Source organism: Tepidimonas fonticaldi (genome assembly GCF_007556755.1).
GTDB lineage: Bacteria > Pseudomonadota > Gammaproteobacteria > Burkholderiales > Burkholderiaceae_C > Tepidimonas > Tepidimonas fonticaldi.
Map to the genome: position 1 here is coordinate 44,073 of NZ_VJOO01000021.1, position 11,632 is coordinate 55,704.

General features: G+C 71.3%; 12 protein-coding genes and 1 pseudogene. 3 read left to right on the forward strand and 10 right to left on the reverse strand.

All coding sequences use genetic code 11. The annotated features are described in order from the left end of the window. Positions 1 to 3 precede the first annotated feature (3 nt). The 8 genes from lptB to argP form a co-directional block, all read right to left on the reverse strand. Positions 4 to 759, reverse strand: a complete 756-nt coding sequence (gene lptB, locus Tfont_RS10560) for an LPS export ABC transporter ATP-binding protein (RefSeq protein ID WP_143969398.1) — start codon at positions 757 to 759, stop codon at positions 4 to 6. After that, positions 756 to 1,403 (reverse strand): lipopolysaccharide transport periplasmic protein LptA, encoded by a 648-nt coding sequence (gene lptA, locus Tfont_RS10565; protein WP_231960224.1) that lies wholly within the window; start codon positions 1,401 to 1,403, stop codon positions 756 to 758. The genes lptB and lptA overlap by 4 nt, the downstream gene beginning before the upstream one ends. Before the next feature lie 67 nt (positions 1,404 to 1,470). Then, positions 1,471 to 2,103 carry a thiol:disulfide interchange protein DsbA/DsbL gene (locus Tfont_RS10570; RefSeq protein WP_143969399.1) on the reverse strand — a complete coding sequence of 211 codons (633 nt, stop codon included), beginning with the start codon at positions 2,101 to 2,103 and terminating at the stop codon, positions 1,471 to 1,473. Between the two features lie 70 nt (positions 2,104 to 2,173). Continuing rightward, a complete protein-coding gene (locus Tfont_RS10575) occupies positions 2,174 to 2,875 on the reverse strand; it encodes an SPOR domain-containing protein (RefSeq protein ID WP_143969401.1) in 702 nt (233 codons plus the stop codon). Positions 2,876 to 2,907: 32 nt separating this feature from the next. Beyond that, the gene (argS, locus tag Tfont_RS10580) at positions 2,908 to 4,590 is read right to left on the reverse strand and encodes an arginine--tRNA ligase (RefSeq protein ID WP_068608119.1); all 1,683 of its coding nucleotides are present in this window, start codon (positions 4,588 to 4,590) and stop codon (positions 2,908 to 2,910) included. Between the two features lie 49 nt (positions 4,591 to 4,639). After that, on the reverse strand, positions 4,640 to 5,623 hold the full coding sequence (gene speB / locus Tfont_RS10585) for an agmatinase (protein WP_068608121.1): 984 nt from the start codon (positions 5,621 to 5,623) through the stop codon (positions 4,640 to 4,642). Between the two features lie 45 nt (positions 5,624 to 5,668). Further along, on the reverse strand, positions 5,669 to 6,037 hold the full coding sequence (locus Tfont_RS10590) for a DUF2237 family protein (protein ID WP_143969403.1): 369 nt from the start codon (positions 6,035 to 6,037) through the stop codon (positions 5,669 to 5,671). Between the two features lie 15 nt (positions 6,038 to 6,052). Continuing rightward, on the reverse strand, positions 6,053 to 6,961 hold the full coding sequence (gene argP / locus Tfont_RS10595) for an HTH-type transcriptional regulator ArgP (RefSeq protein WP_143969404.1): 909 nt from the start codon (positions 6,959 to 6,961) through the stop codon (positions 6,053 to 6,055). Positions 6,962 to 7,111: 150 nt separating this feature from the next. Between argP and Tfont_RS10600 the strand changes: the two genes are divergently transcribed. The 3 genes from Tfont_RS10600 to Tfont_RS10610 all read left to right on the forward strand — a co-directional run bounded on the left by Tfont_RS10600 (position 7,112) and on the right by Tfont_RS10610 (position 10,275). Then, positions 7,112 to 7,792, forward strand: a complete 681-nt coding sequence (locus Tfont_RS10600; RefSeq protein ID WP_143969406.1) for a LysE/ArgO family amino acid transporter — start codon at positions 7,112 to 7,114, stop codon at positions 7,790 to 7,792. A gap of 61 nt (positions 7,793 to 7,853) precedes the next feature. Continuing rightward, on the forward strand, positions 7,854 to 9,539 hold the full coding sequence (locus Tfont_RS10605) for a flavin monoamine oxidase family protein (RefSeq protein ID WP_143969407.1): 1,686 nt from the start codon (positions 7,854 to 7,856) through the stop codon (positions 9,537 to 9,539). Positions 9,540 to 9,549: 10 nt separating this feature from the next. After that, positions 9,550 to 10,275, forward strand: coding sequence for a nitrilase-related carbon-nitrogen hydrolase (locus Tfont_RS10610; RefSeq protein WP_143969408.1), 726 nt, complete (start codon positions 9,550 to 9,552; stop codon positions 10,273 to 10,275). Here Tfont_RS10610 and Tfont_RS10615 read toward each other — a convergent pair. Both Tfont_RS10615 and Tfont_RS10620 read right to left on the reverse strand, forming a co-directional pair. Continuing rightward, a pseudogene (locus Tfont_RS10615) lies at positions 10,253 to 10,534 on the reverse strand (class II aldolase/adducin family protein); the annotation flags it as partial. The gene Tfont_RS10610 and the pseudogene Tfont_RS10615 overlap by 23 nt on opposite strands. Before the next feature lie 31 nt (positions 10,535 to 10,565). Next, on the reverse strand, positions 10,566 to 11,632 hold a 1,067-nt coding region (locus Tfont_RS10620; protein ID WP_260682361.1), incomplete at its 5' end, for an IS5 family transposase.

The window sequence follows — 11,632 nt, forward strand, 5'->3', positions numbered from 1 at the left end:
GCGCTACAGTCGGAAGTGTTCGCCCAGGTAAACCCGGCGCACATCGGCGTTGTCCACGATCTCGGCGGGTGTGCCGCGGGCGAGCACCCGCCCTTCGCTGATGATGTACGCCTGGTCGCAAATGCCGAGCGTCTCGCGCACGTTGTGGTCGGTGATCAGCACCCCAATGCCGCGCGCTTTCAGAAAACCGATGATGCGCTGGATTTCGATGACCGCGATCGGGTCGATGCCGGCAAAGGGCTCGTCCAGCAGGATGAAGCGCGGTTGCGCGGCCAGGGCGCGCGCGATCTCGACGCGTCGCCGCTCACCGCCCGACAGCGCGGGGGCGGGCGCGCCGCGCAGATGATCGACGTGCAGTTCTTCCAGCAGGGCGTCCAGGCGCGCGCGCAGCACGGGCTCCGGCAGGGGGCGGCCTGCCTCGTCGTGTTGCAGCTCCAGCACGGCGCGGATGTTCTGTTCGACCGTCAGCTTGCGAAAGATCGACGCTTCCTGCGGCAGATAGCCCAAGCCCAGCCGCGCACGGCGGTGGATGGGCAGGTGCTCCACCCGCTGTTCGTCGATCCACAGCCGCCCTGCGTCGGCCCGCACCAGGCCGACGATCATGTAAAACGACGTCGTCTTGCCCGCTCCGTTGGGCCCCAGCAGCCCCACCACCTCGCCGCTGTGCACCTGCAGCGACACGTCATGCACGACGGTGCGGCGGCCGTAGCGCTTGTGCAGGCCCTCGGCACGCAGGCAGGTGGCGGGCGTCGCGGTCACGGGCGGCGCTCCAGGCGGTCGCTCGGGGTCAGGGTGGGGGCGGGGGTGTCCGGTGCGGGCTGGGTGGTCGCGGGGTCGGCGCCGCGCGGCGTCAGCAGCGCGCGCACCCGGCCGCCCGGGTTGTCGGGGGTGGACTGCCCGCGATCGCCGTCCACGGTGAAGGTGTCGTTGCGGTTGTCGTACACGATGACGGCGCCGCTGGTGCGGTCGTTCAGCACCGCGCCGCGGTAGCGGCGCAGCTCGGCACGGCCGCGGAAGGTCACGCGGTCGGCCTGCCCGTCGTATTCGATGCGCTCGGCCTCGCCTTCGATGTACTCGTCCAGCCCGTCGCGCTTTTGGCGGTAAAAGGCGCGCTGCGAGGCGTCGCCCAGCGCGATGCCGAACTGTTGCCCCTGATCGTTCTGGCGCACCTCGACCTGGTGGCCGCGGATGCGGATCGTGCCCTTGGTGATGACCACCCGGCCGGTAAAGACGCTGACCTGGCGGGCGTCGTCGTAGCGCAGCGCATCCGCCTCCACGTTCATGGGGGCGCTGCGGTCGGCGCGCTCGGCATGCACCGGCGCCCCCAGGCCGAGCAGGGCGGCGGCGATCAGGGTGGCGACAGGGGCAGCCCAGGGGCGCGGCGGTGGGGATGCGGCAGGCACGGAATTTGCTCCTTGCGGTGCACCGATTGTGCCACGACTGGCCCCGCCCCCCGCGGTGGCGGGCGGTTTACGCTTGGCGCACGCGCGCGATCAAGGCATCGGCCACGACCAGCGTGCGGGCCGCCTGACCCGGCACGATGAAACGGCCCGCAATGCCCAGCGACGGGGTGGCCTCGACCTCGTACGCATCTTGCAGCTGCAGGGCGCGCTTGACCTTGCCGCTCACGCCAAAGGACTGGTAGGTTTGTGTGAACGCCTGCCGGTCCAGCCCCTGTTTGGCGGCCCAGGCCGCCACGGCGTCGAGCGAGTTGAAGCGCTCGCGCTCCTCGTGGATGGCTTTGAAGGCCTTCTCGTGCAGATCGCCCAGGCGGCCCATGGCCTCGAGCGTGAAATACAGCCGCTGCATCGGCTCGAACGCGGCGTTGAAGCCGACCGGCACCCGGCGCATGACGATTTCCTTGGGCAGCTTGCGCATCCAGGCGGTCATCAGCGGCTCAAAGCGGAAGCAATGGATGCAGCTGTAGGCAAAGAACTCCAGCACCTCGACCTGACCGGGGCCGGTGTCCACCGGGGCCGGCTTGTTCAGGCGCCGGTAGTCGGTGCCTTCGCGCAGGCCGTCCTGGGCTTGGGCGAAGGCGGCGGGCAGGGTGGCGGCGGCACCAAGGCCGAGCAGGGTGGCGTGGAAGTGACGGCGTTGCATGGGCGTCTGACGGTGACGGGTGTTGCGATGACCGTTGGATGGGCGCGCGCGGCGGCAGTTCCTGGGCGCGTCAGCGCTGCACGCGCACCAGGGCGGTGTCGATCTGCTTGGCGCGCAAGCGCTCCTGCATCACCTCGGCTTCCACCTTGTTGCCAAACGGCCCCAGCCGCACGCGGTAAATGCGCTGGCCGGCCTGCTCGCGCTCGCTGACCTTGGCGTCGAAACCGAGCAGCGCCAGGCGCGCGCGCTGGGCCTCGGCCTCCTCCGCGTTGCGGAAGGCCCCGGCCTGCACGAAGTAGTTGAAGGGATCGGCCGCGGCCGCCGTGGCGTCAGACTCGCCCGCCGCCGGCTGGGGCGTGCCGGCCCGCTGCCGGATCAGGTCCGCGATCGGGTCGCGCCCAGACTCGCCCTTGGCAGCCTCGCCCTTGCCCGTTTCGGCCTTGGCATTGCCGCCGGGGGCCTCGTCCTGCGGGGCCTCGGCCGCGGGGGGCGCGTCGGTGGCGGTGCCGGCCGCTTCGCCGCGGCCCGAGGGCTTGGCCGACGACAGGCCGGCGTTCGGGTTCCAGCTCTTGAGCCGCTCGGCCTCGGTCTCGGGGTGGGTGGGTTTGCGCTGGATTTCGCGGTCCACCAGGGGGATGGGCACTTTGGTGACGTACACGGCCACCGCCAGGGCGATGCCGATACCGATCACCAGCCCCAGCACGAAGCCCAACAACGTGCCGCCCCGCTGGCCGGCGGAAGGATGGCGCGAGAAAGCGGTGAGGGACGCCATGGGCGCGGACTCCAAGGGGATGGGCGGCGAGCTTACATCGACTCGGGCGCATCCACGCCCAGCACGCGCAGCCCGCTGCGCAGCACCTGCGCCGTGGCGGCCACCAGCGCCAGCCGGGCGCGCTTGACGGCCTCGTCATCGACCAGGATGCGCTCGGCGTCGTAGTAGCTGTGGTAGGCGGCGGCCAGCTCGCGCAGGTAGAAGGTGATGTCGTGCGGTGCGAAGTCGGCGGCGGCGGCCGTCAGCACCTCGGGGTAGCGGCCCAGTTGCAGCATCAGCGCCTGGGCGGCCGGGGTGTCCAGCGGCGCCAGGTCGGCCTCGACCAGTGCGGCCGGGTCGCCCCCCTGGCCGCGCCACTGCGCCAGCACCGAGCAGATGCGCGCATGGGCGTACTGCACGTAATACACCGGGTTGTCGTTGTTTTGCTGGATGGCCAGATCGACGTCGAAGGTGTACTCGGTGTCGGGCTTGCGGCTGAGCAGGAAGAAGCGCACCGCGTCCTTGCTGGTCCACTCGATCAGGTCGCGCAGCGTGACGTAGCTGCCGGCGCGCTTGCTGATCTTGACCTCCTGCCCGCCGCGCATGACGCGCACCATGGTGTGCAGCACATAGTCGGGGTAGCCGGGCGGAATGCCGACGCCCGCAGCCTGCAGGCCGGCGCGCACGCGGGCGATGGTGCCGTGGTGGTCGGTGCCCTGGATGTTGATGACCTTGGTGAAGCCGCGCTCCCACTTGGTGATGTGGTAGGCCACGTCCGGCACGAAGTAGGTGTACGTGCCGTCGGACTTGCGCATCACGCGGTCCTTGTCGTCACCGTAGTCGGTGGTGCGCAGCCACAGCGCGCCGTCGCGTTCGTAGGTCTTGCCGGCGTCGATCAGGCGCTGCACGGTCTGCGCCACGCGGCCGCTGCTGTACAGGCTGGACTCCAGGTAGTACTGGTCGAAGCGCACCTGGAAGGCCTGCAGGTCCAGGTCCTGCTCGTGCCGCAGGTAGGCGACCGCAAACTGGCGGATGCCGTCCAGGTCTTCCACGTCGCCGCTGGCGGTGAAAGCCCGGTCGTCGGCCTGGACGGTCTTGCGCGCCAGAAAATCGTCGGCGATGTCTTGAATGTAGTCGCCGTTGTAGGCGGCTTCGGGCCACTGCGGATCGCCGGGGCGGATGCCCTTGGCGCGCAACTGCACCGAGCGCGCCAGCGTCTCGATCTGCACCCCGGCATCGTTGTAGTAGAACTCGCGGTGCACCTGCCAGCCCTGGGTCTGGAACAGGTTGCAGATGGCATCGCCCAGGGCGGCCTGCCGGCCGTGGCCCACGTGCAGCGGCCCCGTCGGGTTGGCCGAGACGAACTCCACCATCAGCCGCTGCCCGTTGGGTGGGCGGTGCCCGTAGCGCTCGCCCGCCGCGAGCACCTCGCGCACCACCGATTGCTTGGCGGCGGGTTTCAGGCGCAGGTTGATGAAGCCGGGGCCGGCGATCTCCAGCGCGGCCACCCAGCGCTCGAACGCGGGCTGGGCCTGCAGGCGCTCCACCAGGGTCTGCGCGACGGCGCGCGGGTTGGTGCCCAGCGGCTTGGCCAGTTGCAGGGCGGCCGTGATGGCCAGGTCGCCATGGGCGGCGGCCTTGGGTTGCTCGAAGACGGCGCGCGCCGATGCGCCGGGGAGCAACGCCTCCAGCTCGGTCGCCAGCGCGCCGAGCAACTCGGTCTTGACGGTTTGCATGGGGGGGATTGTAGGATCCCGGGGTGCGCCCTCAGTACCGTCAATACCGTCAACGCCGCGCTCCCCGCTGCGCCGCCAGCACGCACAGCAGGTCGCAGGCCACGTGGGCGGCGGCCAGCGCCGTCAGGTCGGCGTGGTCGTACGGGGGGCTGACCTCCACCACGTCCATGCCAATCAGGTTCAGCGGCACGAGGCCCCGCACGATCTGCAGCGCCTGCGCGCTGGTGAGTCCCCCGGCCACCGGCGTGCCGGTGCCGGGCGCGAAGGCCGGGTCCAGGCAGTCGATGTCGAACGTCACGTAGGCCGGCCGCGGCCCGACGATGGCCAGGATCCGCTGCAGCGCCCAGTCGGCGCCGCGCGCATGCACCGTCGGCGCGTCCAGCACGTGCAGGCCCATGAAGTCGTCGTTCCAGGTGCGGATGCCGATCTGCACCGAGTGCGCCGGGTCGATCAGCCCTTCGCGCACGGCCTTGTAGAACATCGTGCCGTGGTTGAGCGAGTCCGGCGCGTCGTCCGGCCAAGTGTCGCAGTGGGCGTCGAAGTGGACCAGCGCCAGCGGTGCGCCGAAGCGCTCGGCGTGGGCCTGCAGCAGCGGGTAGGTCACGTAATGGTCGCCGCCGAAGGTCAGCATGCGCGCGCCGCTGGCCAGGATGCGCCGCGCGTGGTCGCGGATCGCGCCGGGGATGGTGTGCGGCCGGTGCGCGTCCAGCCAGCAGTCGCCGGCGTCGATCACCGCCAGCGTCTCGAACGGGTCGAACCCCCACGGGAAGGGCTTGAGCTCCGCGAGCTGGACGCTGGCGGCGCGGATCGCCGCCGGCCCGAGCCGCGCCCCGGGCCGGTAGGTGGTGGCCAGATCCAGTGGGATGCCGCTGACGACGACGTCGGCGCCGTCCAGCGCCCTCGTGTAGGTGCGGCGCATGAAGCTCAGCACGCCGGCGTAGGTCATCTCCGGCCAGGAGCCGAGCAGGCCCGGACGGCGGATGGCGCCGTCGCCGGCGGGCGGCGCCTCGGGCGGGGTGGGGCGGGTGTCCATCGGCGCGATGCTACCGCGCCGCCCGGCGCGCCGGTGGGGCCACCGTCAGGTGCTGGCGGGGTGCCAGGCGTGCGCCTGCAGGTCCGCCAGGCGCACCACGTGCAGCGCCGCCTCGTGCGTGGCCTCCAGGATCACCGGCGGGGCTACGCCTGCCTCCAGCGCCTCCTTCCAGCGCAGCGCGCACAGGCACCAGCGGTCGCCGGGCTTCAGGCCCGCGAAGCGCCACTGCGGCCGTGGCGTGACCAGATCGTTGCCGCGCTGCAGCGAAAACGCCAGGAACTCCGCCGTCACCTTGGCACAGACGACGTGGCGGCCGACGTCGTGCGGGCCGGTGTGGCAGCAGCCGTCGCGGAAGTAGCCGGTCAGCGGGTCGTACGAGCAGGCCCGCAGCGGGCCGCGGTCGGGGGCTTGCACGCGGCGGCGCCGCTGCTACGCCGCCGGCATCGGCTGCAGCGCCGCGCGCGCCGCGTCGCGGATCGCGCGCGTCAGCCGCTGCGCGGTGGGCGGCTCGCGCTCCCAGTGTTGCCAGTACAGCGCCACGTCCACCACCGCGCCGGGCAGCACCTCGGCCAGCTCCGTCCGCCCGGCGCGCGCCTGCAGGTGCATGTCCGGCACCATGCCCCAGCCCAGCCCCAGCTCGATGGCGCGCTCGAAGGCGTCCACCGCAGGCATGAAGTGGCGCGGGTAGCGCGCGCCGCGCAGCCCGAAGTGCTGCGCCAGCCAGACGTCCTGCAGCGCGTCCTTGCGGTTGAAGATCACCGCCGGCAGCGCCAGCAGCCGGTGCGGCGTCACGCGCCCCTGCGGCGTGCGCGCGCGCGCAGCCAGCGCCGGCGTGGCCACGCAGCGGTAGCGCATCACGCCCAGCGGCTCGGCCACGCAGCCGCGCATGGCGTCGGCGCGCGTGGTCACGCAGCCGATCACGCTGCCGTTCTTCAGCAGCTCGTGCGTGTGGTCCTGGTCGTCGATGGTCAGGTCCAGCAGCAGCCGCTGGCGCGCCAGCAGCGGCGCCACCCCGGGCAGAAACCACGCCGCCGCCGAGTCGGCGTTGATCGCCACCGGCACGCTCTGCCAGCGCTGCCCGGCGCCGCCGGCCAGCCGCTCCAGCAGGTCGGCCTCCATCAGCTGCACCTGCTTGACGTGCGCCAGCAGCGCCTGCCCGGCCGGCGTGGCGCGCACCGTCTTGCCGCGCACCACCAGCCGCTGGCCGAGCTGCGCCTCCAGTGCCTTGACGCGCAGCGACACCGCGGCCACCGTCAGCGCCAGCGCCTGCGCGGCGGCGGTGAAGCTGCCGTGCTCGACCACGGCGGCCAGGGCTTGCAGTTGACGGGCGTCCAGCATGGCGCCAGTTTAGCCAAACTTGATGCGCTCGAATTATCGTCAAAACCGTTTAAACCTTCGGCGGCTGCGGCGACACTGCGTGCATGCCAGCCCGGCCGCCAGGTGACGGCGGGGCACCACGAACATGGACGACGATCGGGAACACGCACGATGACCACCTTCACCGCCACCCTGCCGGGGCTGGCCGCCCCGGGCTTCACCGCCGGTCTGGTGATGAGCCTGTCGCTCATCATGGCCATCGGCCCGCAGAATGCGCACGTCATCCGCACCGGCCTGCAGCGCCAGCACCTGTGGCTGACGGTGCTGACCTGCGCGCTGGCCGACATCGTGCTGATCACGCTGGGCGTGGCGGGGCTCGCCCAGCTCGGTGGGCTGTCGGACAAGCTGCATGGCGCGCTGATCGGCGCGGGCGTGCTGTTCCTGCTGGTGTACGGCTGGCAGGCGGCGCGGCGTTTCTGGCAGCCGCCGGCCGCCGCGCTGGCCGGGGCCGGGGCCGGGGCCGCGGCGCCCGCGCAGCCGGGGGCTGCGGCGCCGGTCACGCGCCGCCAGGCCGTGCTGCAGGCGCTGGCGTTCTCGTGGCTCAACCCGCACGCATGGCTGGACACGGCGGTGCTGATCGGCACCGCGTCGCTGGCCTGGGGGCCGCAGCAGCCGGTGTTCGGGCTGGGCGCGGCAGCCGGCTCGGTGCTGTGGTTCCTGCTGCTGGGCGGCGCGGCGTTCTGGCTCGGTCGGCGGCTGAACTCGCTGCACGTCTGGCGCGCGCTGGACGGGTTGGTGGCGCTGCTGATGTGGGGCACCGCGGCGGCGCTGGTCGCCAGCCTGCTGCGCTGAGCCTTGGGCCGTTCCAGCCCCGTTCCCGTCCATCCTTCGCACAGCGTTCCAGGAGACCCGCATGACCGCCACCTTGACACCCCCCGCGCGTCGCCCCGCCGATGCGCCGATCACCATGTTCGGGCCGGACTTTCCGTTCGCCTACGACGAGTGGCTGGCGCACCCGGCGGGGCTCGGCACGCTGCCCGCCAGCCGCCGCGGCACCGAGGTGGCCATCGTCGGGGCCGGCATGGCCGGGCTGACGGCAGCCTACGAGCTGATGAAGCTGGGCTTGAAGCCCGTGGTGTACGAGGCGTCGCGCATGGGCGGGCGGCTGCGCTCGCAGCCGTTCGAAGGCGGCAGCGGGGCGATTGCGGAACTGGGCGGCATGCGCTTTCCGCTGTCGTCCACGGGCTTTTACCACTACGTCCGCACGCTGGGCCTGCGCAGCCGCCCGTTCCCCAACCCGCTGACGCCGGCGGCCAACTGCACCGTCATCGACCTGGAGGGGCAGACCCACTGGGCGCGCACGCTGGACGATCTGCCGCCGCTGTTCCGCGAGGTGGCGCAGGCCTGGAGCGACGCGCTGGAGGAGGGCGCGGGCTTCACCGAGCTGCAGACGGCCATGCGCCAGCGCGACGTCGAGCGCGTCAAGGCACTGTGGAACGCGCTGGTGCCGCGCTGGGACGACCGCACGTTTTACGACTTCGTCGCGCAGTCCGGCGCCTTCCAGCGCCTGAGCTTTCACCACCGCGAGGTGTTCGGGCAGGTGGGCTTTGGCACTGGGGGGTGGGATTCGGACTTTCCCAACTCCATGCTCGAAATCCTGCGCGTCGTGCTCACCGGTTGCGACGAAAACCAACACTACATCGTCGGCGGTGTGCAACAGGTGCCCATGGGCCTTTGGCAGCACGCGCCGGCGCGCATCGAGCACTGGCCGCAGGGCACCACGCTGGCCCGCCTGCACCACGGGGCACCGCGCCCGGGAGTGCGCGCCATCCAGCGTGGGGGCAACGGCCAGCTGGAAGTGACCGACACCTGGGGCACGACGCGCCGCTACGACGCGGTCTTGGTCACGTGCCAGAGCTGGCTGCTCACGACGCAGATCGCCTGCGAGGAGTCGCTGTTCGCGCAAAAACTGTGGATGGCGCTGGACCGCACGCGCTACATGCAGTCGTCCAAGACCTTCGTGATGGTGGACCGGCCGTTTTGGAACGACCTGCGCGCCAACGGCTGGCCGGTGATGGGCATGACGCTGACCGACCGCCTCACGCGCGGCACCTACCTGTTCGACAACGGGCCGGACCAGCCCGGGGTGATCTGCCTGTCCTACGCATGGATGAGCGACGCGCTCAAGATGCTGCCCTACGATGCCTCCAAGCGCGTGCAACTGGCGCTGGACGCGCTGCGCAAGGTTTATCCCGACGTGGACATCGCCAGCCACATCATCGGCGACCCGATCACCATCTCGTGGGAGGCCGACCCCTACTTCCTCGGCGCCTTCAAGGGCGCGCTGCCGGGCCACTACCGCTACAACCACCGCATGTACGGCCACTTCGTGCAGGACGCGCTGCCGGAGCGCGAGCGCGGCATCTTCCTGGCCGGCGACGACATCTCGTTCACCCCGGCGTGGGTGGAGGGCGCGGTGCAGACGGCGCTCAACGCCGTGTGGGGCATCGTGCGCCATCTGGGGGGCGCCAGCCACCCGGACAACCCCGGCCCCGGCGACTGGTACCCCCACATCGGCCCGGTGGCGCTGCCGGATTGAGGGCCGCCCAATGCGCATCGCCCTCTGGCAAACCCCGCACCCGGCTGCCTGCGACGTGGCCGCGGCGCTGCGCCGGCTGGACGAGGCGGCGGCGCACGCGGCGGCGCAGGGTGCGCAGTGGCTCGTGACGCCCGAGATGGCGCTGACCGGCTACCTGATCGCCCCTGAGCAGCTGGCCGCGCTGGCCGAACCCGCCGACGGGCCGTTGGCGCAGGCGGTGGCCGCCATCGCCCAGCGTCATAGCCTGGGGATCGCCTACGGCTGGCCCGAGCGCCACGCCGATGGTGGCAAGCCCTACAACGCCGTGCAGGCCATCGGCCCCGATGGCCAGCGGCTGGCCGTGCACCGCAAGGTGCACCTGTTCGGCGCGGGGGACCGGGCGCGCTTCACGGCGGGCGAGGCCGTGGCCGCGCCGTTCGAGTGGGGCGGCTGGCGCATCGGCCTGTTGATCTGCTTTGATGTGGAGCAGCCCGCGGCGGTGCGGGCGCTGGCACGGCAGGGCGCGCGGCTAATCCTGGCCCCCACCGCCAACATGCTGCCGTACGACGACGCGCCGTGCCTGACGCTGCCGCGCTTGGCCGCCGAGTCGCGCGTGGTCATCGCCTACGCCAACGCCTGCGGCGCGGAAGGCGACACGCGCTACGGGGGGCTCAGCCGCCTGGTGGGGGCGGACGGGCGGGTGGTGGCTGCGGCGGGGCGCAGCGAGGATATGCTTATTGCCGATAGCCCGGATTGATCCGATCCAGCCGGCGCAACAAGCCCGGCCACGTCAGCGCCCCCGCGCCCTGGCCGCGCGTCACCTGCCGGGCCTTTTCGTCTTCGCGCAGCGCCACGCCTTCGTAGTCGCGGCAGGCCAGACTGGCCAACACGAAGATCGACTGCTGCGGCAGCGGCAGCACCCCCTGTTTTTGCGCCGAAACCGCCACGCCGTTGAGCGTGTGCGTATGCAGCACGCACTGCGCATCGTGGCGTGCCGCGTGGATGGCGCTGTGGATGGTGAGGTAGTCGTCCCTGAAAAATTCATTTTCACGCCGCCCTTAGCCGCAGCTGGGCAGGGTTGGCGCCACTGGACTCGGTTGGCCGCCGCTGGGCGAGCCACCGGCCGATGAGGCGCACGGCCGCAATGAGGCGCAAAAAAGCTCGCCTCAAGAAGGGCACGCCCTTGTTGGCGATCATGCGCAGCAGCCAGCGGATGTTGTAGCCCGCCGCGCACAGCACCGCGTGCAGCCGGTCACCCTGCTCGCCCTTGAGGTGGCACCTGTCCATGCGGTGATCCTGCTTCAAGTGCCCGATGACCGGCTCGATGGCCTGGCGGCGCTTGAGCAGCTTGCGCTCCTGCTGCGTGAGGCGCTTGATCTTGCCGCGGTGCACCAGGCGCACATCCGCAATGTCGGCCTCCACCCCGCGGTAGCCCAAGTCGGCATAGGCCGTGCTGGGCTTGATGCCGCTGTCCTGCATCAGGATCGTGGCCTGCTCCAGCTGCGCCCGCAGCGTGTGCCCGTCGTAGGGGTTGCCATGGAAGGCCCGGGCGCCGACGATCAGGCTGTGCTTCAGGGTGCTGGCAATGCCGACCTTGACGCCGAACTCGTAAGGGCATCGGGCCTTGCCCTTGTTGATGCACTCCACCTCCGGGGCGTGCCAGGCGTAGAGCTTTCGAGTCCCGTCGGCGGTCTTGCGGTTGGCCGTCTGCGCCACGAGGCGGGCAGCCTTGCTCAACGCGTCGGCCAAGGTGTTCTGGATGGCCTGCCCCAGGCGAGCGGCCTTGCGCTCGATCTCCCGCTGCAGTCTGGCCACGATCGTGCGCTGGCGCTTGATGGCGCGGTGCATGCGCGCGAACTGCCGCGCGTGCGCATAGCGTCCTGCCTTGCGGGCCAGCTCCTTGCCTTCCTTGGCAAAGGTCTGCTTCAAGGCGATGCCGGCGGCCTTGGCCGCCTCCACCAGCTTGGTGCGCGCGGTCTCGAGCAAGCGGCTGTCGGTCGGATGGGCCACCGCCTTGGGTTGTACGGTGGTGTCCACCACCACGCGCTTGAGTTCCTGCGGCTTGATGAGTCCGGTTTCCACCGCCACGTTGATCGTCTGCGCCAGGAGTTCTT

Bases quoted from the DNA above. Each gene is read 5' to 3' on its own strand.
- Tfont_RS10600 (WP_143969406.1), top strand. From the start codon at position 7,112: ATGACCACCTTCACCGCCACCCTGCCGGGGCTGGCCGCCCCGGGCTTC.
- Tfont_RS10610 (WP_143969408.1), top strand. From the start codon at position 9,550: ATGCGCATCGCCCTCTGGCAAACCCCGCACCCGGCTGCCTGCGACGTG.
- argP (WP_143969404.1), bottom strand. From the start codon at position 6,961: ATGCTGGACGCCCGTCAACTGCAAGCCCTGGCCGCCGTGGTCGAGCAC.
- Tfont_RS10605 (WP_143969407.1), top strand. From the start codon at position 7,854: ATGACCGCCACCTTGACACCCCCCGCGCGTCGCCCCGCCGATGCGCCG.
- Tfont_RS10570 (WP_143969399.1), bottom strand. From the start codon at position 2,103: ATGCAACGCCGTCACTTCCACGCCACCCTGCTCGGCCTTGGTGCCGCC.
- speB (WP_068608121.1), bottom strand. From the start codon at position 5,623: ATGGACACCCGCCCCACCCCGCCCGAGGCGCCGCCCGCCGGCGACGGC.
- Tfont_RS10575 (WP_143969401.1), bottom strand. From the start codon at position 2,875: ATGGCGTCCCTCACCGCTTTCTCGCGCCATCCTTCCGCCGGCCAGCGG.
- argS (WP_068608119.1), bottom strand. From the start codon at position 4,590: ATGCAAACCGTCAAGACCGAGTTGCTCGGCGCGCTGGCGACCGAGCTG.